We start from the raw sequence: 22,358 nt of genomic DNA, 5'->3' as shown, positions 1-22,358 counted from the left end.
CGGGCGCCGGTTACGACCTGAACAAATAAAGAGCTGTTTTATCTTCCACTTAAGACCGGTTTAACGATGGCCTACGCGGGAAGAAGTCGAGATAGGAGATCACGACTTTGAGCCTCCGCCTCCGTATAAAACACCGAAAAAAAATGAATTTTTTCTCACGTACCGGAATGAAAACAGCCCGATTTTTACCTCAATTTTTGATTCATTTGAGGGCGCCGATAGAGAAAAAAGGGCAGCCGCTTATGCGCTAGGTGTAAAGAAAATAATAAGATGAATGTCGATTCAGTTTACGCTTTGGCCATTTTCTCTGTTCACTTATTAATCTCTGTAAACTATCCCAATACTTTTAACGACAAACAAAACCGGAATCGTCAATATATTTTACACATTGTTTTTGCACCACTTTTGACCACCCGGTCAGCTTATTCGCGATATCCCGCGCCACTAAAGGGTTTCCGGGCCATAGCCTCTATACATCGGGTATTTCGGCGAGAAAAAGCCGGCGTCAAAAAGGAGAATTTGCGCTCATTTATCGTCATCACCACGGGTTTTCATTTTACAAACCTGTCATCCTGCCCCTCCTCCTTTGGCTCGAATATTGCCTTTTTCGGAGTTAATAGCAGGTTAAACCTGTTTGCTTTTCAGCCAGGATCTACGTCACTTTTAGAAGGAATGCATACAAAGTGAAGCCAGAAAAAAGGAAATTTAAAATCGCCATGGTGGCGGCCTGCCCTTTCCCCGCCAATCATGGATCGCCAGCCTCCATCAGGGAAATGTCGGAAGCGCTGGTGAACCTGGGCAATGAAGTCCATATCGTCACCTACCCTATTAAAGAGGACATTCCCGTTGTCGGGCCGCACATACATCGGGTGCGGGTTCCGGGTTTCAAGAAAAACGCCATACGGGTTGGCCCTTCCCCGGAGAAGTTTCTGTTCAACCCGCTGATGGTGTTCAAGCTCATACGCGTCATCCTCAAATACGATATCGACATTATTCACGCTCACAATTATGAAGGCGTGCTGATAGGCTGGCTGGCCAAACTGATCACGCGCCGGCCGTTGCTGTATAACGCGGTCAACAGCATGACCGACGAGTTGCCTACCTACGACTTCTTCAAAAACAAAGATTTCGCCCGCAAGCTGGCGACTTTTCTGGACAAAACCCTGCCCTTCAAAGGCGACCATGTCACTGCAGTGTCTGATGATCTCAAACACTTTCTGGTGGAACTGGGCGTGGACGCGGACAAAATCACCGTACTGCCCGCCGGGGTCGTACCGGAGATGTTTGATAACCCCAATCCGGAGCGCATTTACGCCCGCCACCAGTTAAGCAAAGACGACCACTATCTGATTTACACAGGCAGTCTAGACGCCTTTCAGCGAATCGACTACCTGCTGGAGACAATGGCGCGAGTAGCCGCCCGCCGTAATGACGTGAAGCTGTTATTGGTCGGCAATATCTCCAACCCGGAAGCCCACCGCAAATACCAGCGCATGGCGGAGGAACTGGGCATCGCCCATCAGGTGTTGTTCTGTGATCAGGTGCCATTGGACGAGCTGCCGGATTATCTGGCGGTCGCCGATGTGGCGGTGATTCCTCGTCCGGAGTGCCCGGGACATCCGGTGAAGGTCTTGAACTACATGTCCGCCGGCGTCGCCATCGCCGGATTTCGCGGCGGCGCGAAAGGACTGACTCATGAGAGCAATGCGCTGATCGTGGACAACCATGACTGCGACGCGCTCGCCGACGCGGCGATTCAATTATTGGACGACGACGCCAAACGCCAGCGTCTGGGACAAGCCGCCCGTCAGGTCGTAGACAAGTTCTACACCTGGCGACAATTGGCGCAAGGCATTGAAGTGCTGTACGAACATTTGTATACGGGAGGAGAACGCGCGCCCAAGGAAAAGCTGCGTGAGTTCATTCTGGAGACCTACTCTCCAAACGACGTAAGATCTTGAAGTGTATAAAAGGAATGTAGTGCGGCAAGGGAGCGAACCGTCCTTTTCCAACGTCATTGAAACGCTGGCGCGAATGCGCGGATTCTGGCAATCTGCGCATTCGCCCACATGCAACGGCGAAGCCGGCGTCCGCGTCACGCCGGTGGGGCCTGGCGTCAGCGCCAGCCCAGGGAACAGGCTCTTGCAGCCGATTTATATGGAGGTTAGGTAACCATGGCCGGTTTACTGGCGGCGGATATCCGCAGGAAGCGTTCACACTATGTGCGCATCGACAATTTCGTCAACAAGTACCTGAAAATCACGTTCCAGCTGGGCACGCTCTATCTGTGCTCGTACCGTCTGGGACACTACGCCGCGCGCACGCGCAATCCCTTGTTGAAGCTGGCGGCGTGGCTGTTATATTTCCCGACCGAGTTTCTGCTGGGTTCCATTACCGGCATTCGCATTCCTCCCCGGGTCGCTATTGGCCCCGGTCTGGTCATCCATAATTTCTCCGGCGTTTTTATAGACGCAGAAATCGTAGGCGAAGACTGCACCGTCAACCAATGCGTCACCGTCGGCCCTGACTATCAACGCAAAGGCCGTCCCCGACTGGGCGACAATGTCTTTATCGGCTCCGGCGCCAAGATTCTGGGAGACATCACCATCGGCGACAATGTGGTAGTCGCCTCCAACGCGCTGGTGATCGACTCGGTGCCGGATAACTGTACTGTCGTCGGCGCACCGGCCCGGATCGTTTCGCGCAACAACACCAGCAGTTATCTGAAGTTCAAGCAGCCCAAGAGTTGACGGCGTACTTATGGCGACCACAGTGGCCCACGCACTTTGCGGTATCGACTGTCTCCTGGCGGCCCATGCGTTGCGCGGCGGCGCGCCTATGCCCGGAGCCGCCGCGCTGGCGTTTTTCGCTCTGCTCGGCAATGCGCCGGATCTGGATATGCTGGTCGGATATGTCATCAGCGGCGACCATCTCGCTTACCACAGTCGCGCATCTCACGCGCCAGCGACGTTACTGGCTGCAGCCGCCTTATTGGCGTGGCCGCGCTGGAAACTGCTGGCGCTCTGGCCTGGCTACACGCAACGCTTCGCAGTAATCGCCTGCGCCCTGCTCAGCCACACCTTGCTGGACTTTTTCACCGGCCCGCAACGGGGGCTGCACAGCAGCTTTGGCGCCCCCCTGCTTTGGCCGTTAAGCGATACGCGCATCTCCGCGCCGTTCACTTTATTGATTGGACCTCACCACGACACCCTGGCCCGCTTTATCGGCTGGCGCAATGTGTGGGCGGTGGCGTCCGAGTTATTGCTGTTCGCGCCGCTCACCTGGTTGCTTTGGCGCCAGGCGCGCGGTGCCCGCAACACCATAGAAGGATTCAAATGACTGGACGCATGCTGAACATCATGAAGCGCAATTTCGTATTTTCCATCTTCATCGTGGCGATCGTCGGATTGATCGGCTTCCTGCTGCTGTCCGCCAAAAAGCATATGGAAATCACCAACACGGAAATCGCCCGCAATGTGGGGAACGCCGCGCCAGTAGAGCTGCACAAAGTCGGCGCAGGCGACGTCACCTCCCGCTTCGCCGCCACCGCCGTCGCCACGGAAGGGGTTTCCGTCGCGATACGTCCGCAAATCGAAGGCGCTATCAGGGCGCAGCCGGTCAAACTGGGCGATCTGGTGGTCGAGGGCCAGGAGCTGTTCCGGCTGGACGACACGCTCTACAAATCCAATTACACCCTGGCGAAATCCCTGGTGGAAAACCGCAAAACCTTGCTGGACTACTACAGCGCCAACCTCAGTGAAATGAAGAGTCTGCTGGAAGGCGAATACGTTTCTCAGGAGCAGTATAAGACCGCGTTTCTCAACTTCACCCAGTCGCAAAGCAGCCTCGCCGAAGCCACTCATCAGTTTAACAACGCCAGCCAGGAGCTTAAGCAAACGCAAGTGGCCTCGCCGATATCCGGCGTCGTCAGCGAAGTGAAGAGTTTTCCCGGCGTCTATATCAAGAAGGGCGAGGAAGCGCTGGTCATCAATTCCATCGACCCGATTCTGTTCAAGATTCTGCTGCCGGAAAAAGAACTGGGCAATTTCTCACTGGGCAAAGCCGTGGATATCCGTCTGTCGGCATTCACCAGCACCACCCTGCACGGAACAATCTATCGGGTGGACCCCGAATTGGATGAAAGCCAGGGCGCCGCCCGGGTCTATGTGCAGGCGCCCAATCCCGAGCTGATCGTGAAGCCCGGCATGACTGGCACGGTGTATCTGGAGCAGAACAAAAACACCGTGCGCATTCCTTCCATCGCCCTGATCAATCGCTTTGACGACGACGCGGTGGTGTTTCGGGTCAGCGAGTCCGGAGCCGCGGAATTGACCCCGGTGAAAGTAGGCATCTCCGGCGACGGCTATGTGGAAATCATTGAAGGTCTGCATGTGGGAGATGAAATCGTGGTGGCGGGACAGCAGAGTCTTAAAGCCGGCGATAAGGTAAAAGGATAAGGAATTCATGATGTCAGCCAGGTTGTCGCTATCGCTCGCCGCCGGCGTCTGCATGACGTTGAGTGCGGGAGTTTGTCATGGCTTTGAAGACCGCCCCGAGTTTAAGGCCCTGTTGAGTAAGATGTGCCGCACCAGCCCGCAATTGCAGGTGCAGCGTCTGGAAATCGCCTCTTTGCGCAAAGAGTTCGAATACACATCCGGACAGGCATGGTATCCAGAAGTGACTCTGAGCGCAGGGCCGCAGTACTACGAAGGCGAATCCGTGGGGAACTTCGCCTTCGAGCAGAATCAGAGCGCCTTCATCGACTCAGACAATGAAACCTCCGTCAGCGGACGCCGCACCGGGTTTGTGAATCAGGCCAAGGTGGCGCTGGACGCGCCGATCTACCGCAATAGCCGCTGGGTGGGACAGGAAACCGACGACGCCGCGATTCTGCGGCAGCGCATCGAGTATGAAACCGCCAAGCATCAGAAGCTGTTTCAGGAAAGCCTGCTGGAACTGGTGGAAGTGCTGGTCTCACTGCAACAGGCGCAACAACAGGAAATTCTGCTACGGGAACTGCTGGCGGACGCCCGGTCGCAATTGGACATCGCGCGCAATGCCGCCCGGGCCCGCCTGATTGAACGCTCAGATCTGCTGGAAGCGGAAGGCGCCGTCGCTGAACTGGAAGGCGAGCTGCAACAAACCGCGAATAACCGTGACTATCTGAGCCAGAAGTTCGCATTCCTGGCGCAAACCGCCGACGCCATGCCGACGCCGGACTTCAAACTGGAATCCCTGCCCCCCGCCGGGGACCTGGAGCCCCTCGTCAATGCGGCGGAGAACAGCAGCATCGACGTCATCCTGCAGCAAACCCAACTCGCCATCGCCCGTCGCCAGTACGATCAGGCGCGCCATGATAACGGCGTGGCGTTCGGCTTGAGCGGTTCCGTCCGCGGGGTGGCGGACGAAGACTTTAGCGAGAGCAAGCATCTCACCACAGTGGGAGTCAGTCTTGAGGTGAAGCTGCAAGACACCCTGCGCGCCAGCGGCAAGTCTCGCTATTGGGCGCTGCAGGTGGAAAAAGAACAGAGGCAGTTGGATCTGATCAGGGCGAATCAACGCATCGTCACCCTGCAAAATTATCGGGACTATCAACAGCAATTACTGACCCTGAAAAACTCGCTCAGCGCCCTGGATCGCGCCAGATCCGAACTGGAGAAGAACCAGGAGCTGTTTCGACTGGGCAAGGTGGGCGTCAGTGAGGTGATCGAATCCCGTTCCGATATCCGACAAATTGAGCTGGGCAAATTGGACGCCTACGCCAAGCTGTGGCTGCTGCAATTCCGGCTGACGCCGGGCGCGCGATGGTCCTGCTCCGTAGAGGGAGATTAATCAATGTCTTCGAATAAGAAGATTTTCCGCAATATCATCGCCACCCTGCTCGGCGAGGGCGTGGGCGCGCTGCTCAACATCTACGTCATCGTCTTGATCGCCCGCACCCTGGGACCGGAATCTTTCGGCGACTTCGCCTTCATTCTGGCGTTTGTCGGCCTGTTGCAGCTGGTCACCGACATGGGCGTCACCAATCTGTTGGTGCGGGAAATTGCGCAGAAGGCGGAGCAATACAAGCATTTCTTCGGCAATGTGCGCCTGCTGGCCTGGGCGGTCACCCTGGTGGCCACCGCGCCCACCGCCGTTGTCTGTCTGCTGATTCTGGAGGACCGCGACTTCGGAATGAGTCTGTTCATTATGACGGTCGCCGCGTTGATCGTGTTTCACAGCGTGATCTATGGCGCGCTGTTTCGCGCCTTCGAACGCATGGAGTTCAACGCCGCCATTTTCGTCATACACAAAGTGATTCTGTTGGCGCTCACCCTGTACTGGCGCGACCACGATCCCAGCATTCTGGCGCTGTGCGGTTACTATTTGCTGGCGAATGTCTGTCAGTTCCTGCTGTTTTACGCTTGCAGCCTGGCGGTTTTCAAACGCATTCCCTGGCGCTTTGATCCCGGTCTGTGGAAATACGTGCTGTTCGAGTCCGTTCCCATCGGCTTATCCATGATGTGTCGACGCGCCACTCTGCATGTGGACACCCTCATCCTGAAAGCGATGGCGGCGCCGCTCGCCCTGGGGTTGTTCAACGCCGCCTATCGGGTGATACAGATCATTGAAATGCTGCCGTTCACGCTGTCTATTCCGATCTATCCCAAACTGGCCCGCCTGGCGCTTGGCGATAAAGCGGAATTCAGTCGTTTTCTCAATCAGGTGTTGAAGTTCTACGCCATTCTGTCGCTGCCCATCGTGGCGTATGTGTTCGTCTTCGCCGAGGACATTATTGGGTTGATGTATACGCCGGAGTTCGCCTCTTCCGCCAATATTCTGCAAGCGCTGGCGGTGGCGATCTTCTTTATCTTCCCCTCCTCCATCATGATTTACGTGTATTCCGCCATGGGACGGCAGCGCCTGTTCACGCTGATCTCCCTCGCCACCCTGGCCACCAACGCTATCCTGGATATTTTGCTGATACCACATCTGCACGCTTTTGGCGCGGCAGTGGGTACAGTGACCGCGGAAGCTTTATTTATCGCCGGATCGCTCTGGTTCCTGTATCGCCAGTCTGTGCCCGTGCAATGGGTGCGCATGTCTTACAAGCCGTTGCTGGCGGCGCTGCTGGCGGGCTACGCGGTGAACGCGGCTTTCGCGTCCCCGGGTCTGCTGCAGTTTATCCTGGCGTCCTTGCTGTTCGCCGTCGCCTATCTGATTCTGATTCTGGTCAGCAAAACGCTGGATCAGCGCGAGCTGGCTTTCCTGGCGGCGCTGATCAGGCGTCGTCCTGTCGGCAAAGGGGTGCAATAAGTCCATGAAGATGCTGGCGGGGATACAGGCAAGTCTGATTCTGGCGATGCTGGGCGCGTTCCTTGCTCCCTGGATCAACCTGCCCTTCGCCGGCGGCGAGTCTGGCGTCCAGTACGCCGCGTCAATGGCGCTGTCTCATCCTGATATGCTAGGCCCCGCCTTATTGCTTTTGATCGCCGCACCGTTGCTGGCGATCAGCGTCCATTTCAACAAGCCGAATCTTGCTTTGGTGAGCGCCGCCTTCGCCCTTGCGTTCCTGGCGTGCGTTCCCGGATATCTCGTCGCCCTCGACCCCCATACATTGCCAACCTACGCCGACAATATTGAGGATTACCGCACGTTGAAGCGGTTCTTCAATTCCTTCTTCACGCCCAATAAAGGCCAGGCCATCGCACTCCCCGACACCGCCAACTTTGATTCATTGGGCGGTCGTCTGGAGCTGGCGTTTCTGTGTCTGGAATGGGGCTGGTATATCGCCACGGGCGCCGCCGCCATTCTTTTCATGATGACGTTGTCCAAAGCGCGCCTGCGCTTTTATCCCATTGCGCTACTCATTCTGATCACGCCGCTGGCGCTGACGCTCTACCCGACCCTGCAAGCGGCCAAATACAAACAGGATGCACAATGGCGGTTGACCGAGGGCGCGCCGGCGTCCGCTTTTGGCTCCATGGTCATCGCCTTCAAGCTCGACCCACTGCTGACTTACTCCGAGCAGGCCAGCCGGCTTTTCTCACAATTGAACGCGATGGTGTTCAAACCGGAAAACCCCGCCGCTGCGCTCTATCAGTCGGCGCAGTTGGAGACCGCAGGCAAGCGCCAGGAGGCGCTGGACACGCTGCATGCCGCTCTGCAACACCGGCGCGAAGACGAATTCTTTCCTTATGTGGCGCACCACACCAAACGCCGGCTCGCCATCCTGACTGACCGGGTCATCAGCCGCAATTACCGTCACGAGCAATGGGATGAGGCCTTGCTGGCGTTGCAGGAAATGCTGCGGGTCTATCCAGAAAGCGACACTCTGCGGGCGATGGCCAGTCTCGCCTATATCCGCCAGGGCGTGCCGGAAAGCTGCCTGTCCAGCGTTTCCGCCTCGCTCGAACGAATTCAAGGCTCCAGCCTGCGCGCCGACTTGCTGGCGACCCAGGGAGAATGCCTGATGATGATGGGGAAAGTGGATCAGGCGCGGGAGTCATTCCAGCTTTCCATTGATGCGGACAACGTGCGCAATCTGCGCGCCGTGCGCGGACTTAGCGGGTCATGACCATGCTATGGCGAAGCGCGCGACAGGGACTGCGGGCGAGCCGCAAAATCTTTCCGGCGTTGCTGGCTTTCTCTCTGTTGCTGGGACTGATGACCACCTACGCGCTGGAGCTGAAGAATCAGCAAGGCGTGCGCCTGAACTGGGACGGAGCCCAGTGGATCACTGCGCCAGACGCCCGCGCCGTCAGCTATTTCCGCAAAATATTCATCGTGCGCGCAGCGCCCTATAAAGCCTTCTTGAAGCTCGCAGGCACAGAGAATTACAAGCTCTATATCAACGGCGTGGAAGTTGCTGTGAAATCCGCCGCCACCTCTGAGCCCATCTGGCTCGGCGCAGTGGAGTCATACTTACGCCCCGGCAAAAACGTCATCGCCGTTCGGGTGGAAAAGTCCACACTCGGCGGCGCGCCAGCGATGATTCTGTCCCTTCGGGTCCAGGACAGCCAGGGACAGGAACAGCGTCTGGTCAGCGATAACGCCTGGAAGGCATCCTTCACCCCAGCCAATGGCGGCGCCGACGCCCGGGTTTGGTATCAATACGGGTTTTATGACGAGGACTGGCGGGCGCCGCAGTTAGCCAATGGGTTAAAGCCGCCTGCGATTAGCGGCAATGTGGATTACGGCTATTTTCTGTGGAGCCGCACCAGTGCGCTGCAGCCAGTCTGGCGCAGCGGAGCAGGCGACAAAGCGTCGGAAGCCCGTTTTGTGCTGACATTGCCCTTCTCCCGCACCGCGCTGCAAAACGCCTGGTTGATGGCGCAATGCAACGGCTCCTTGAAGGTTAACGTCAATCAACGCCGCCTGGGCGACTACGCCAGCGATTATCCGCAAATCAAAGTCATTAACTTGTTTCAACCACTGGGCGCCGCGCCCGCCAACCAGATTGAAGTGTTCGCGGATTGCGACCCGGCCCTGGGTATGGGCTTGCAGGCTGTCGTACAGACCGAGGAAGATCGCTTCATCAGTTTTCCCGGCATAGATTGGCGCGTCAGTCCGGTCAGCGCCACGGATGCGCCGGCGCAGTACGAGCGCCCCGCCTATACGCCACATATCCGTCAGGTAGCGACGGAGCCAGCGGAAAGCGCGCCAATTCGTTTCGAAGACCCCAGCCTGGAGGTCATGCGGCAAGTCAGTTACCCCGAATTGATTTTGCGCGCGTTGAAATGGTGTGCAATCTGGTTGCTGCTCAACGTTCTTACCAGCGCAGGACTGTTGTTGGCGCTGGCAGGTCTGCCCCGTCTTGTCGCGGCGATCAATCTGCTGCTGACCTCTCTTACCTGCTTCGGCGCCTTGCTGTGCGCCCTCGCCCTGGATGCGCGCCTGCTTACTACCAGCCTGTTTAATCTGGGTGTCGTCACCGCCTTGTTCGGCGCTGCACTCCTGGCCCAAGCCCTGTCCGCGCTGCAGTTGCGCTCGTCACGCTTTGCAATCGGACGCGAGAGTTGCGCAACCGCTTATGTCGGCGGAGCAGCCAAAATTCTGGAGGAAAGCTTATGAACAGCCGCGCCGAGTCACCATGGGTGAAATGGCCGCTGATGCGCGCCAAGGCTAATTCCTTTCCAGTGATCATGCTGATCGCCACCGCGCTGATTGCTCTCTCTTTCAGTCTGCGCGTCGGCGGCCTGGAGGCGCGCGCGCTCACTATCGACGAAGCCACTATCGCCAGTTTTGTAGAGGGCGTGTTGGATAAGGGCTATCCCTATATCTACGTCAGCACCATGGAAGTGCCCTTGGCCACCTACGAACTGGTGCCTTACTTTTTGGCGTTATCGGTCAAGTTGGGCGGCTTTTCCGAATTCACTTTACGTCTGCCGGCGCTGCTATTCTCCACTGGCGTATTGAGCCTGATTTTCTGGATCAGCCTGCGCCGCTTTGGCTTGGCGGCGGCGATTATCGCGGGGCTCTTATACAGCCTTTCAACCTGGTCTATCTACTGGTCGCAGAACGCATTTCACCCGGCGCAGACGCAGTTCTTCACTCTGCTCACCGCCACGGCGGTCTACCATCTGCTGCAGCAGGAACGGGTTCGACTACGATTCGCGTTGCTGGTCTGGGCGCTATTCACTGTGACCTATTTAAGCTGGGAAGGCTCCGGGTTTCTGCTTCCTGTGATGGGCGTCATCGTGCTTATCTTCAAACGGGATAATCTGGCCTGGATCTTCCAGCGCAATCTCTGGGTGATGTATCTACTGGTGATATTAACGCTGGTCGCCCAAGGCGTGCGCCGGGTGGTGCTGCAACAGCCGCACCTCATGCTGGGCTCCGGCAAAGGCGATGTCAGTCTGCCGCAGCTGGGCTTCCTGAAAGACAGTTGGGAGCCAGGGTTTTACTTCATCAACTTCTTTGGCATGGAAACCCACCTCATCACCGGCGCTGTTTTCCTGCTCGGCGCCTACTACGCCTGGAAGCGTCCAACGCTGCGCTTTTACTATCTGGTGTTCCTCATTACGCTGCTGTGCCTCAGCAACTTTTTGCTGTTCTACAACGCCCACTATGTGTTTTTTATCTACCCGTTTTTCATCATCAGCGTCGGCGCCATCCTGACTTTTCTGATTGAGGACGTAACACGTCTTACCGCCCGGGTTAAGGCCCCAGCGGCGACAACGGTCGCCAGCTTCAATCTCGCGGCGCTCTTATTGATGGCGGTGATGTCAATGAACTCCAACCTGGTCCATTTTTATAGCATCGGCAACCTGGGACACCTGGGTTTTCGCTCGGATTACCGGGACGGTTTCGCCGGCGTGGACTACCGCAAGGTGTCCGCCACGTTGAAACAGGGCTATCGGGAAGGCGATAAAGTCATCAGCATGGCGCCGATGCCAACCAAGCTGTATTCCGGCATTACGCCGGATTATTTCCTGCAGACCATTACCGATCGCAAGATCGTCTACGACCGTAACCTGGACTCGCCCTTCTATCGGGACAAATTCCTGGGCACGGTGGTGCTTCGCAGTGACAGGGAGCTACAGGACGTACTGAACCAGAATAATCGTGTCTGGTTGGTGGCCTCCCCCTGGAATGCGATGACGCTGGTCATCGACGCGGACACCTTGCAATTCGTCCAACGCAGCATGCGCGTGGTGGATGAGAGTTACGACGCCAGACTCTTTTTATGGCAGAAATAAACAAGGGGAATGAAATGAACATGGAAGCTAGAGCAACGCATGTACGTTGCATCATTCTTGCCGGTGGGAAAGGCGCCCGGCTGCGCTCGCGGGTCGCGGACCTGCCCAAACCCATGGCGCCGGTGGCTGATCGCCCGTTTCTGGAGCTGCTGCTGGATCAGCTGGAGCGCCAGAATATCCACGATATCGTGCTGTCTCTCGGCTACAAAAGCGAGCACATCGTCCGCTATTTTGAGGAGCGTCCCCGCGCCACCCAGCGCCTGAATTTCGTAATTGAAGACGCGCCAATGGGCACTGGCGGCGCTATTCGCATGGCGGCGGAGCAACATCCCGCGCCCTATTATCTGGTGCTCAATGGCGACAGTTTCTGCGACACCGATTTGCAGGACTTTATTTCCTCCGTCTATCGCAGCGAATTCACCAACGGCATGCTGGCCGCGCTGCAACCCGACTGCTCTCGTTACGGCAAGCTCACCGTGCACAAACACAGCGGCAAAGTAATCATGATCGAGGAGAAAAAGCCGAACGCCGGCCCGGGCCTGATCAACGCCGGCGTCTATTTCCTCAGCGCCGAGTTCTTGCATAAACACTGTCCGCAACAAGGCGCGTTTTCCTTCGAACAAACCGCCTTTCCGGCGCTGGTGGGCGGAGGGTTATACGCCTATACCAAAGCCGGCCCCTTTATCGATATCGGCATACCCGAAGACTACGACTTCTTATGCGCCCACACAGAGCAGTTCTTTCCCCAGCGGGAAGCAACCCTTTCTGCGCTCAGTGACTGAGCCCGGACAACCAGGAGGATGACCAATGAACATTGACATGGATTATGTAAAAGAACGCATCAGAGATTCGATTGCAGTCAAACAACGCCTGCTCGCGGACGAGCCATTGATGGAGAAAGTGCTCCGTCTGGGTCAAGTCTGCGTGGAGGTTTATAAAAGGGGCAACAAGGTTATCCTGGCGGGAAATGGCGGCAGCGCGGCGGACGCGCAGCATATCGCGGCGGAGTTCGTCAGCCGCTTTGAATTCGATCGCCCCGGTCTGCCCGCACTCGCCGTGACGACGGATACGTCCATGCTCACGGCCATCGGCAATGATTACGGCTACGAGCGGGTTTTCGCACGCCAAGTAGAAGCAAACGCCAAACCCGGCGACCTGTTCATCGGCATCACTACATCCGGTAATTCCAAGAACATATTGGTCGCTCTGGAAAGCGCCAAAGAAATGGACCTGATCACCGCCGCCTTCGCCGGCTCCGGCGGCAAAGTGCAGGAGCTGGCGGAGCACGTCATCAACGTGCCCTCCACGCATACGCCAAGAATTCAGGAATGCCACATCATGATCGGACACATTATCTGCGGTATCGTGGAAGACGCGATTTTTGGCGAAGCCGCCGCCTGAACTGGAACTCACAACCACTGACAAGGACACGATTATGTTGGACATACCGCAACTCCTCTCCCGAGTGAAGCTGTTCCGTAAAAAGGCCGCTGTGCGCTGCGCCATGTGCTCAATGGGCGGCGTCGGCTCCACCGCCCTGGCGCGCCATATCGGCTCCATCTCCGATAAAACCATCCGCGAACACGCCTATACGCCCGCCGTGTATGACGATGAAGTCGACATCCGACTCGGTTACATGTTCGGCAATCCTTACGATGCGGTGCTCTCACTGTTTCGTCGCAATTATCAGGACATGCACGCAAAAGCCATGAACGTGAACAGCCCCACTCCGGCGCGTTCGCTACGCGGCATGACGCTGGAGGAGTATTTGGAGAGAGGCGTGGATGAGTTCAATATCGAGCGCCAGTTTGATAACTGGGTCAGTAATCTTTCTCCCAAACACCCGACCATCCTGATCAAGTACGAGAGCCTGGGATCGACCATCGATAAGGTGCTGGAATTTTTCCAGTGTGAGGAGCCATTCGAATTGAAGCGTCGCAACTCTTCCTGGGTGGATCAGCCTTCACGCATCATTGAAGGGCTGCAGCTGATTTACGGCGATGTGGCCGCCAAGATAGACGCCATGCCGCCACTGAAAATACTGCTGCCGGAAAGCGTTCACACCCGTACTCTGAACGCCGTCACCAGCTAATTCCAGTACAGCTCCCGGAGGCTCAGCCTCCGGGTTGACCGCTTACTTGATCGCATTGTTGACGCTGGTGTGAAAGCCGCCCATTTGAGGCGATATATCCGTATTCAACAAGTCCTGATTCCAGACTTCGATATAGTAAATGCCCGATTGCAGCGCAAACTTAATGGCGTCGAGCAAATCTTCCCGGGTAATTTCGTTATATGCCCGGGTGGAAGCCGTGCCGACCAATTGCACGCCGGCAAAGCTGGACGCCGCGCCGGACAACAGCAGGTTATACATTTCCGGGTACGCCACCTCCGCATTGCGACGACTCCACCAAGCTCCGAATACGCCAAAGCGCGCGCCAATAGAGGCTTGCCCATAGGCGACAACCTGTTCCGCCACCGTCGGTGAACCCAGTACCGGATGCACGTCCAGATCCATGCGGGTGTCGTCAAAGGCCTGGTTGTATGCATCCAGAATTCGCTTCCATGAATTCACTAACGCAGTCTCGCTGTATCCTTTTGCGTAGAAGTCCGCCTCCGCTTGAGCGTCAAAAAAGTACTGCATTTCAAAGCCATTGGTGGTGGAGTTGGTCATATGCACCAACTGCAATGCCTCCTCGCCGCTATAGCGAGCGCCCAAGGCCGCAATAAAGTTTGTCAGGTAACGCAGATAGGTTTCATCCCAGGGAATCGGCAGACGCCGGGGAATGTCCCCGCGAAAGATGTAATCCAGCATGTCCGCGCCTTCGGATTCCAACCAGGCTGGCGCGGCATATCCATTCAGCAGCGCGAAGGTGACATGCAACCCCTGCGTTTTGGCTTTAACCAACTGCTGATCCAGCAATGACCAGTCATAGACGCCGGGAGACGGCTCCATTTCCGCCCAGGGAATACGCACCAATACACCATCCAAATAAGCCGCTTCTTCGATATTGTTAAACACTGAGGAGGAGGTGCTGGTAGTGGGCCCGCAACTGCAATAGATACCGGCAAGTTCGTAGGTTTTAGGTGACTCAGGCTCATCAGGATCGTCGACGATGTCGTCCTGACCATCTTCGCTATCCCCAATGCCTGTTGGTTCCGGGTCATCTGGATCAATGCTGGTCGAAGGATCGCTTTGGGTATCTACAACCTCTCGATTTGAGTCGGAGCCGTTATCTGTACTTCCGCCACCGCCGCCACAAGCGCATAGAGTCAAAAATAGAGCCGCTAATAATAATCTAGCCGTCATGAGGCCTGTTCGTATCAGAACGACAGGCCACGGATAAGTTCGCAACAACATAGTTCATCCCATCACTTCAGCGCCGGATCTACCGGCAAACATGCAATCCATCGCCCGCAACTGCCTGAACACGGACACTTGGCGAGGGCATCATATAAGGATGAAACTGATCAAAAAAGAAACGGTTTGTAAAAACGGGGGGTATAGCGGCGGCTGTAACCATATTCCAACAAACCGCAATAAATTCATCAGGATATGTTGCAACGAGTGAGTCACAGTCTTCTTTTATAAAGATATGCAACGCTAAAATAGCCAATAGAAAGTATGCCTGTCGTCCAGCAACAACGAAGCGCGGGAAGCCTCAAACCACACCAAGGGAAGACAATATGAAAAGCATAGTAAAGCTGGCGCTGGCCATCGCCTTGAACACCAGCATTCTGGGTTGCGCCACATACTCTCAACCTGTTCGCTTCTATGACGCATCCTCTTGTGAGTATCGAATCACCAGTCTGCGGCAAGACATCCATACCTGTTATGGGGAAGCATTTCCGATTGAGTATGCGGTATTGGTCGCAGCGCAAAGCGACAGTCAGATTTTTCGTGAGCAGTTGAAAACGTTGGCGGGCTTCGACTGGGAAAATGAGCGCGTCATCCTCATTACCGCGCTAGCCGAGAAAGCCAATAACGATGGCTATCACACCAATGTGAAAACTGCTCAGGATGTACTGGCGGGGCGCCCTTTCATGATTCAACTGTATTCTCATGAGGGAGACTTATTGGCGGAGTCCAATGAGCCAGTGAATTTGCGTTGGATTCAGGCACATCAGAGGTAGGGGAGCTTTACAGAGATCAGCGAAGCGCCAGACTGCACCGCTTCGCCTTGGGGTCTCGAATCGACTTACCAGGGATAAGCCGCTTCTTTCACTTCCGGTGTGGGTGAAGAAGTGACTTTCAGCGCCAACGTCAATTTCGCCGGGGCGCCGCCTTCGAGCACGATCTTACCTTCTGAAAAAGCGTCGTCATCTTTACCCCGTTTGCCGATGAGGACTTCTTCAGCGCCATTTTTGGAGGCATGATAAAGCGCTTCTTCCATATCGATCTGAAAGACTCTACCCAGAATCGTACGCGTCCCTCTCGCTCTTTCCCATACTTCCAGACACGGCGAAGGCTTACCATTTTTAGAGCCTTCCTTAGTGATCAATTCAACTTGATATTCCGTGCCGGTCTCAAAGTCCTTTTTTGCGATATCCAAAATTGTAGTCATATCCTACTCCCTTGTTTCTGCCGTTAATTTTTCTAATCAGACCGTCGTACCTTGACGGCCTGTCTTCAGCATTATGACACACTATAACGATAGATTTGGCCGCATGCTCCCCACCTGGATTCGCCACAGTTTCGCTAAGTGCTTAACGCACGGCGCCGCGGCAGATTCGCTCCAGTAGCTCGGGAAACTCAATACCGGCGGCCTTCGCCGCTTGCGGCAATAGACTATTCGCCGTCATCCCTGGCAAGGAGTTCCCTTCCAGGCACCACACTGCGCCGTTATCTTCGACACGAAAGTCGATCCGGCTGTACACGCCCAGCTTCAGCGCCGCATGAGCACGTAATGCAATTTCCTGCATGACGACGGCGTCAGCCTCGGCAATATCCGCAGGGAATATTTCACGGGCGCCGCCCACCTGATATTTAGCCTGATAATCAAAAATTTCGTTAGGAGCGATAATTTCGCCAACCGGCAACGCCTGTCCTTCCAATATTCCGACCGTAAATTCTCGTCCAGAGACAAACTTCTCGATCATCACTTCATCGTCGTATTCGCTTGCAAGCGCTATCGCCCGCGCCAGTTCAGACGCTTCGCGCACCACACTTAAACCAACGGTGGAGCCTTGTTTGCTGGGTTTGACCACCACTGGCCAGCCTAACTTTTCTGCAACCTCATCACTGCTTGCCGGCGCCATCAGCCAATCCGGCGTGGGTACGCCCGCGGCCCGAAATAGACGCTTACTCAGGTCCTTATCCATGGCCGCCGCGCTCGCAATATGATTACTGCCGGTATAGGCAAGTCCCGCCAGGTTCAGCATCGCCTGAATCCGACCGTCTTCTCCGGGGCCGCCATGCAACGCAAGAAAAACGACATCGACGTCACGGATATTGAAAGCCTCCGCAGACAAGGCAATGGCTCGCCCCCTCACATCGGCGATAACCGAGGTCGACGGCGGCTCTGGTCCCACACCGGCTTGTAAAAGACGCGCTTCGTCTGCTGCAGACAGCTGCCCAGTAGCCGTATCCACAGAAAACACTTCATGCCCGAGACTACGCAGCGCCGGAATAATTTGCGCGGCGCTGGCGATTGAGACATCCCGTTCCTCACTCGTGCCGCCGAATAATACTGCGATTTTCATGGCCCAAATTCTCCTCACCCCAAACGTAAAAACAAAAAAGCCCCAAAATAATGGGGCTTTCAAGTCAGGCTGTCACAGCTCTATATCTTAAATATTCTTTAGCTTCCAAATAAAAAAGGCAGTTCTTATAAAAACGAACAACACCATCCCAATCCATTGAAAAAATTGGGCTTTCGAGAAGACTTACCAAAACTGTAAAGGTAAGCCCCATATTTTAGGGAATTTGGGCAGGACGTCTAGAAGTTAGCCCTAAAGCGACAAATAAATCTTCACACTTTCAACGACCACAACCAGATAAATCAGGCTTACCTGCCCCCAACATTTAGTCCAACCGGCTATTAGTAATGTCCGTGGTTTTTGATTCGTTTTTCTCTTTCTCGTCGGTAGCCGAACCGGCTGCGTTTCAGCGCAATGCTTTTGATACGTTCCTTCAGTGTCTGTTCATCTGAGGAACACTGAGACTGATAGCACATCGTTGCGCGGAATAACCCAACGAGCGAACAAGCCCTGCGCTCAGGTATCGTTGTCTCCAACAACATGATGCGCACGATCTTTCGCCAGTCCTCGACGGTCAGTACTTTTGATTTAATGCAGCTTTAAGGGCATCAGAATCCAGCATGGATTCTGCCAGCAACTTCTTGAGCCTAGCATTTTCTTCTTCCAAGGCTTTTAGTCGTCGAGCTTCAGAAACCGCCAAGCCTCCGTACTTCTTACCCAGGTGTAGAAAGTCGCATCTGAAATGTTGTGTTCACGGCAGAGTCCTTTCACTGTAAGTCCTGCTTCGGCTTCCTTCAGAACGGCTAAGATCTGCTCGTTAGTGAAACGTCTTTTCATGTTCATCTCCCTCTCTGGTGATGAACATTACTAAGTTCAGAACGGATTAAAAAGTAGGAGGCAGGTCAGCTACCTCAAACTTCGCGTAATTTTTCACTTGCACGGATCGACATCAATACTCTTATGTTCTCTGAAACCAAGACGGGACACTTCCTCAAGAATGGCTACTCCATATTTTGCCTGTTTAACGCTTACACTGCCAGATCGACTAATAAGTTTACCGAGGGAGAATGCAAGACTTCGTTGCCATGGCTGAAGGTTGTTAGTTTCCTTAGACCATTTGGAGATCTGGAACCATGTACCAGCCTGTACAGCTATAACTTGGTCTATCAGGCTTTGTTCATGCTGATTGGGAGCACTTAGGCCCTGATTTCCATGTATTTGATTTACCCCTCGAGATATATCAATGAGTTCATGCACTAGCGCCGGATCCAGACTGAGATTCAGATCCTTAATTTTTTCCCAGCACTCTTTGCGTTTGCACCACTCCGTAACGTTTTTTCCGTTGGGGGGGGTGACAATGACGCGATGAACCGCTACCGATACATCTCTAATTGTATTGTGAAGGGCTACGGATATATCTTGACTCTTCCAGATTTTATCTAGGTCAATCCGCTGAGATGTGTGATTGGATATAAAGGCTATTGTATATGTCACAATATTCGCCTTGTATCCACCAAAATTCTGGTCGCGCACAATACGATCAGCTCTACTGAAAATAATAGCTTTAGCTATCAGGTGCTCAAAATACCGAGTGTCGGTATCAACGCGTCCGCGCCCCTTCAATCTGATGGCGAAGTCATTAAAGTTTTTCTGCGCCCCAAGACTGACGATGTGCGGGAGCTGCATCCATGTATTTTCGTATTTCGCTAAATCTGTCTTCGTAAACTTTTGACGGGTTGGGAACGTCGCATCAAATTGCCGTTTTCTAGCTGGCGTGCCCTCTCTAGCTTTTGCGTCGAGATACTGTCCTCTTGCCCGTTCGTAAAACCACTTGGACTGTCTGCTGGAGCCATCAACCGCTGGAGCCCAGACCGTCCTAGAGAGGCCTTCGATTGCTATATGGAATGGGTCGTTAGCATAGAAGTCAGCATCGTTAACTTTGTTCTGGCTGTTGGCAAATCGCGATATAAGCGGAACTATATGCTCAAGATGTTCTTCAGGAATTACAGATATTTTTGCCTGAACAAAAATCCCTCGGAGATTAGCTTTGTCCTTTTTGGCCGTATAGTAAAGAGAGGCGGTAGTCTGACCACCGTTCACAATCTGCAGATTGCGGATTTTAGAAATTGAATAGCCATTATCTTTGTCGAACTCAATGTTATCTGCGGTTGCGGAAACACCATTGTTGTAGGCAAAGAAGCGATGAGGCTCCTCAAGAATAGTTTTTCTGATCCCTTTATTTACGCTCCCCCTAGCTTGCAGGAATGATCTAACATTTCGCTCCAGTAAACGAGCCCCATATTTTTCATAGATTCCAGCAAGAATATCTCCGGGAATGACAGCGAGATAACCTTTGTAATCTAATTTAGGGTCAGCAAGAGAAAGACAAGGAATATTCTGGCCAAATTCTTCATAGAAATTAATTTCAATCGGCTCGTATTTCCTCCCGGAGCTGACTAGGCGATATAGCCGTGCAACGTCCCAAACATGCAGCGTTACTGTAATGCCACTGCTTTCCTCAAGGTGAAAAGCACCCTGACTTACGACTCCATCGGTCAATAGGAAAATTCTGCAACTGACAAGACTGTCCTTAAGTTCATGAATTCGCTGAAAAGCATCATAGCTTTCTGACGATTCTTCGAGCGTACTGTGAAACCCCGAAAGTCCCTTGCGCAGGCAGGTTTCCGCCTGCCTGAAAGCTGCTTCACATTGAGCCTTTGTAACAGTGACAGGAGGCGTCTGCTGATTAAAAACGGATACAAATATGTCTAAACAATCTTCATCCTGGCTTACGTTGTAACCGTTGAGCTGCATTCCCCTAGCTTTATAAAAGCAGATGTTTACGTCTTCGATTTCACCGGCATCTATAAGATAGTCCGCAACCAATCGCGTAAACTGGTCTACCTTGAAGCCACCATCATCCGGATCATCTGTCCCTGCGAGAACTTCCTGTAACAGGTCATCGCAGAATGAGCTAACTCCATCTTTTTCACTCATAAGCACGCCTCCCCAATATTTACAGAAAGCTCTGAAATGGGAACTTCATAGTTTTTGCATTGCGCTACGGAGATGGAGTACTTCACGTCGCCTACACCTATGCGAATATCACTCTCACGAATTCTTGGAAAATCAGTCCCCACTAGAAAAGCTGCGGCTTCCCTAATCGAGTATCCGGTGAGGTCGTATTTGGCTCTGTGCGAGTGGGCATATCCTGCTTCGATCAGCAAATTATCAAACTCTGAGAGAGCACCCAACTGGGGTGAGAGAATGGCCCTGATGTCATCAATAAGGGCCGGCAATGTATCAGTCCCACCTTCGATGAGCGCAACTGAAAGATAGTAAAGGTAGAGGTTTCCAACAGTTGTCTCGTCAAGCTGCTGCTCATTTGCGATCTGAAGCTTCTGATGCTGTTTTGAGGCACTGGTCTTGACTTCCACAGCTACTTCGCCAAACTGAAAGTCGTGCTGCCTACTTCTGGGGCCAGTCCACGCGACCACCGCTTTCTCTAACCTCACTGCAGCAGGAAGAACATAGTCTTTGAGAAATCTGAGTTCGCCGTACAAGCCACGCTGCGCCTCATCTGAGAGCCCCTCATCACCCTGTTTTTCAAAGAAAACCTGCCAAAGTCGGACACGAGCGAGGAAGCTAGCAATAACCTCCTTTCTTCTGACGAGGGGATGAAGTTTGCTGTAAAGATCCTCCGCGATAGAGGCAAATATCTCGTTATACCCGACTGCAGAGGATGAAATTATCAAGCTTACATGATCCTGCAGTATTTCATTTCCCGTAATCTGAACGGTGAAATGGAGCCCCCTTGATACACGGATGATATCGGGCAACGGCGCGCTGTCCCTTGGGACTTCAAGAATGAAAATACGCAGCATTCCGGGTGCCTTAACCCCAATGAACATAGGGCATATAGCATCCAAGCCTACTAAGCGCCTGGCAGAACCCGGTCCAGTTTTATGGCTCGCAGATACTTCAAGATCAGACCATAGATCCTTAAACATCGTCTTCGTCGTCCCCATAGCGATCATGCCAATACTTAGTGTTGACCTGATATTCAACAGTGGTCCTTTTACTGCTGGCAGGGAAGCTCATAGCCATACCAATAATGGGCATGTCTGTATACCGTTCCCCATCCAGAAGCACGTTGCTGGAGTCCAACGGATAAATCAGCAGCAAACCTCGCTGGGGACTTCTTGCTCGGCGAATGAAGGGGCCGCTGGGCGAAGCGGGTTCGTCCTTGTGTCTTGTCTCACCTTTTTTCCAGGCGTCCACCGTGGACGCGAGAGCTGACGTAACTTGGGTCTTGGCAAGGTCAATGTACTGATCCTCAGGACTAATAATGTTGGCCTTTTGCAGCCAATAAAGATCTTTATCCTGTTGGACATCCTTACGTTCGGTTAGTCCAATCGTATATCCGCCGACGGCGTACTGGGTTTTGGCAGTACTGCTTGATATCAGAGCAACTGTCCATGAAGTAAGCTCTCCAAAGTCATTGACCTTTTCGATGTATTTGCTGATGAGCTCAGGGTCGGCTCCCCGCGAGAACGGGTGGACCTTAAAGCCTGTTAAAAGTGCGTGAATTTGATCTGGTTTGATGTTGCTCCACAAATAATTATTCTTCTTTTGGCCGTCAAATGCCCCAAGACCTTCAATCCACTTATCAACATGCCTGTAGTTATTTTCCTGCGTGTCTTTCTTCTTATCGAAGACTGTCGTCTGAGCTAAGCTATCGGAGAAGGTGACCTGCATTTTTTTGCCGCTTCTGATCTTGTTGGCGGCAGTGATACTCAAGCCATTCGCATGTGTTCTGACTTTGAGCCCATAATCCTCAGGCGTCAGACTGCTGAGCTCCATAAGCTTGAACTCACGCTTCAACTCTTCAGTTGCGACTGCAATATGCTGATACCAACCCTCAATTTCTTCCGCATTCGCGCAGTACAGCAAGTCCAGGCGGGAGAAAGCCCGGAGGCG

At 53.9% G+C, this 22,358-nt stretch carries 21 protein-coding genes; 14 read left to right on the top strand and 7 right to left on the bottom strand.

Annotated features, from left to right (window positions below; translation table 11 throughout):
- Positions 1-270 precede the first annotated feature (270 nt).
- The 13 genes from ONV78_RS20675 to ONV78_RS20615 all read left to right on the top strand — a co-directional run bounded on the left by ONV78_RS20675 (position 271) and on the right by ONV78_RS20615 (position 13,773).
- Complete coding sequence (locus ONV78_RS20675) at positions 271-687, top strand: hypothetical protein (protein ID WP_279506034.1); 417 nt, start codon at positions 271-273, stop codon at positions 685-687.
- Positions 684-1,961: a glycosyltransferase family 4 protein gene (locus ONV78_RS20670; protein WP_279506028.1), complete on the top strand. Its 1,278-nt coding sequence runs from the start codon at positions 684-686 to the stop codon at positions 1,959-1,961. Before ONV78_RS20675 ends, ONV78_RS20670 begins: the two co-directional genes overlap by 4 nt.
- 213 nt (positions 1,962-2,174) lie before the next feature.
- Complete coding sequence (locus ONV78_RS20665) at positions 2,175-2,750, top strand: serine acetyltransferase (RefSeq protein WP_216737708.1); 576 nt, start codon at positions 2,175-2,177, stop codon at positions 2,748-2,750.
- 10 nt (positions 2,751-2,760) lie between these two features.
- Positions 2,761-3,339: a metal-dependent hydrolase gene (locus ONV78_RS20660; protein ID WP_279506026.1), complete on the top strand. Its 579-nt coding sequence runs from the start codon at positions 2,761-2,763 to the stop codon at positions 3,337-3,339.
- Complete coding sequence (locus ONV78_RS20655; RefSeq protein WP_216737710.1) at positions 3,336-4,457, top strand: efflux RND transporter periplasmic adaptor subunit; 1,122 nt, start codon at positions 3,336-3,338, stop codon at positions 4,455-4,457. The genes ONV78_RS20660 and ONV78_RS20655 overlap by 4 nt, the downstream gene beginning before the upstream one ends.
- Before the next feature lie 7 nt (positions 4,458-4,464).
- Positions 4,465-5,832 carry a TolC family protein gene (locus ONV78_RS20650; RefSeq protein WP_279506024.1) on the top strand — a complete coding sequence of 456 codons (1,368 nt, stop codon included), beginning with the start codon at positions 4,465-4,467 and terminating at the stop codon, positions 5,830-5,832.
- A gap of 3 nt (positions 5,833-5,835) precedes the next feature.
- Positions 5,836-7,296 (top strand): flippase, encoded by a 1,461-nt coding sequence (locus tag ONV78_RS20645; protein ID WP_279506023.1) that lies wholly within the window; start codon positions 5,836-5,838, stop codon positions 7,294-7,296.
- Positions 7,297-7,300: 4 nt separating this feature from the next.
- A complete protein-coding gene (locus tag ONV78_RS20640) occupies positions 7,301-8,557 on the top strand; it encodes a hypothetical protein (protein WP_279506022.1) in 1,257 nt (418 codons plus the stop codon).
- A 2-nt stretch (positions 8,558-8,559) separates the two neighbouring features.
- Positions 8,560-10,053, top strand: a complete 1,494-nt coding sequence (locus ONV78_RS20635; RefSeq protein WP_279506020.1) for a hypothetical protein — start codon at positions 8,560-8,562, stop codon at positions 10,051-10,053.
- A complete protein-coding gene (locus ONV78_RS20630; protein WP_279506018.1) occupies positions 10,050-11,681 on the top strand; it encodes a glycosyltransferase family 39 protein in 1,632 nt (543 codons plus the stop codon). The genes ONV78_RS20635 and ONV78_RS20630 overlap by 4 nt, the downstream gene beginning before the upstream one ends.
- A gap of 20 nt (positions 11,682-11,701) precedes the next feature.
- On the top strand, positions 11,702-12,463 hold the full coding sequence (locus ONV78_RS20625; protein ID WP_216737715.1) for a nucleotidyltransferase family protein: 762 nt from the start codon (positions 11,702-11,704) through the stop codon (positions 12,461-12,463).
- A gap of 25 nt (positions 12,464-12,488) precedes the next feature.
- Positions 12,489-13,082 (top strand): D-sedoheptulose 7-phosphate isomerase, encoded by a 594-nt coding sequence (locus ONV78_RS20620; RefSeq protein WP_216737716.1) that lies wholly within the window; start codon positions 12,489-12,491, stop codon positions 13,080-13,082.
- A 34-nt stretch (positions 13,083-13,116) separates the two neighbouring features.
- Entirely contained in the window at positions 13,117-13,773 is a 657-nt protein-coding gene (locus ONV78_RS20615; protein WP_216737717.1) for a hypothetical protein, read from the top strand.
- A 42-nt stretch (positions 13,774-13,815) separates the two neighbouring features.
- Here ONV78_RS20615 and ONV78_RS20610 read toward each other — a convergent pair whose 3' ends face one another.
- Positions 13,816-14,988 carry a beta-galactosidase gene (locus ONV78_RS20610; protein WP_279506015.1) on the bottom strand — a complete coding sequence of 391 codons (1,173 nt, stop codon included), beginning with the start codon at positions 14,986-14,988 and terminating at the stop codon, positions 13,816-13,818.
- A gap of 377 nt (positions 14,989-15,365) precedes the next feature.
- Here ONV78_RS20610 and ONV78_RS20605 point away from each other — a divergent pair, with 377 nt between their 5' ends.
- A complete protein-coding gene (locus tag ONV78_RS20605; RefSeq protein ID WP_279506013.1) occupies positions 15,366-15,812 on the top strand; it encodes a hypothetical protein in 447 nt (148 codons plus the stop codon).
- A gap of 65 nt (positions 15,813-15,877) precedes the next feature.
- On the opposite strand, the gene ONV78_RS20600 is transcribed toward ONV78_RS20605, so the two are convergent.
- The 6 genes from ONV78_RS20600 to ONV78_RS20575 all read right to left on the bottom strand — a co-directional run.
- Positions 15,878-16,243 carry a hypothetical protein gene (locus tag ONV78_RS20600; RefSeq protein ID WP_279506011.1) on the bottom strand — a complete coding sequence of 122 codons (366 nt, stop codon included), beginning with the start codon at positions 16,241-16,243 and terminating at the stop codon, positions 15,878-15,880.
- Between the two features lie 142 nt (positions 16,244-16,385).
- On the bottom strand, positions 16,386-17,381 hold the full coding sequence (locus ONV78_RS20595) for a D-alanine--D-alanine ligase (RefSeq protein WP_279506006.1): 996 nt from the start codon (positions 17,379-17,381) through the stop codon (positions 16,386-16,388).
- Between the two features lie 669 nt (positions 17,382-18,050).
- A complete protein-coding gene (locus ONV78_RS20590; protein WP_279506004.1) occupies positions 18,051-18,215 on the bottom strand; it encodes a transposase in 165 nt (54 codons plus the stop codon).
- A gap of 93 nt (positions 18,216-18,308) precedes the next feature.
- Positions 18,309-20,375: an AIPR family protein gene (locus tag ONV78_RS20585; protein WP_279506002.1), complete on the bottom strand. Its 2,067-nt coding sequence runs from the start codon at positions 20,373-20,375 to the stop codon at positions 18,309-18,311.
- Positions 20,372-21,388: a PD-(D/E)XK motif protein gene (locus tag ONV78_RS20580; protein ID WP_279506000.1), complete on the bottom strand. Its 1,017-nt coding sequence runs from the start codon at positions 21,386-21,388 to the stop codon at positions 20,372-20,374. The genes ONV78_RS20585 and ONV78_RS20580 overlap by 4 nt, the downstream gene beginning before the upstream one ends.
- A partial coding sequence (locus ONV78_RS20575; RefSeq protein ID WP_279505999.1) for a Z1 domain-containing protein occupies positions 21,381-22,358 on the bottom strand: 978 nt, incomplete at its 5' end. The genes ONV78_RS20580 and ONV78_RS20575, both read right to left, overlap by 8 nt.

The organism is Hahella sp. CR1, assembly GCF_029813005.1.
GTDB lineage: Bacteria > Pseudomonadota > Gammaproteobacteria > Pseudomonadales > Oleiphilaceae > Hahella.
Note: the sequence above shows the minus strand (reverse complement) of the source record. Positions and strands in the feature narration are given on the sequence as shown.

Coding starts and splice junctions, on each gene's coding strand:
- ONV78_RS20675 (WP_279506034.1), top strand. CDS start 271: ATGAATGTCGATTCAGTTTACGCTTTGGCCATTTTCTCTGTTCACTTA.
- ONV78_RS20665 (WP_216737708.1), top strand. CDS start 2,175: ATGGCCGGTTTACTGGCGGCGGATATCCGCAGGAAGCGTTCACACTAT.
- ONV78_RS20660 (WP_279506026.1), top strand. CDS start 2,761: ATGGCGACCACAGTGGCCCACGCACTTTGCGGTATCGACTGTCTCCTG.
- ONV78_RS20655 (WP_216737710.1), top strand. CDS start 3,336: ATGACTGGACGCATGCTGAACATCATGAAGCGCAATTTCGTATTTTCC.
- ONV78_RS20650 (WP_279506024.1), top strand. CDS start 4,465: ATGATGTCAGCCAGGTTGTCGCTATCGCTCGCCGCCGGCGTCTGCATG.
- ONV78_RS20645 (WP_279506023.1), top strand. CDS start 5,836: ATGTCTTCGAATAAGAAGATTTTCCGCAATATCATCGCCACCCTGCTC.
- ONV78_RS20640 (WP_279506022.1), top strand. CDS start 7,301: ATGAAGATGCTGGCGGGGATACAGGCAAGTCTGATTCTGGCGATGCTG.
- ONV78_RS20635 (WP_279506020.1), top strand. CDS start 8,560: ATGCTATGGCGAAGCGCGCGACAGGGACTGCGGGCGAGCCGCAAAATC.
- ONV78_RS20630 (WP_279506018.1), top strand. CDS start 10,050: ATGAACAGCCGCGCCGAGTCACCATGGGTGAAATGGCCGCTGATGCGC.
- ONV78_RS20625 (WP_216737715.1), top strand. CDS start 11,702: ATGGAAGCTAGAGCAACGCATGTACGTTGCATCATTCTTGCCGGTGGG.
- ONV78_RS20620 (WP_216737716.1), top strand. CDS start 12,489: ATGAACATTGACATGGATTATGTAAAAGAACGCATCAGAGATTCGATT.
- ONV78_RS20615 (WP_216737717.1), top strand. CDS start 13,117: ATGTTGGACATACCGCAACTCCTCTCCCGAGTGAAGCTGTTCCGTAAA.
- ONV78_RS20610 (WP_279506015.1), bottom strand. CDS start 14,988: ATGACGGCTAGATTATTATTAGCGGCTCTATTTTTGACTCTATGCGCT.
- ONV78_RS20605 (WP_279506013.1), top strand. CDS start 15,366: ATGAAAAGCATAGTAAAGCTGGCGCTGGCCATCGCCTTGAACACCAGC.
- ONV78_RS20600 (WP_279506011.1), bottom strand. CDS start 16,243: ATGACTACAATTTTGGATATCGCAAAAAAGGACTTTGAGACCGGCACG.
- ONV78_RS20595 (WP_279506006.1), bottom strand. CDS start 17,381: ATGAAAATCGCAGTATTATTCGGCGGCACGAGTGAGGAACGGGATGTC.
- ONV78_RS20590 (WP_279506004.1), bottom strand. CDS start 18,215: ATGAAAAGACGTTTCACTAACGAGCAGATCTTAGCCGTTCTGAAGGAA.
- ONV78_RS20585 (WP_279506002.1), bottom strand. CDS start 20,375: ATGAGTGAAAAAGATGGAGTTAGCTCATTCTGCGATGACCTGTTACAG.
- ONV78_RS20580 (WP_279506000.1), bottom strand. CDS start 21,388: ATGTTTAAGGATCTATGGTCTGATCTTGAAGTATCTGCGAGCCATAAA.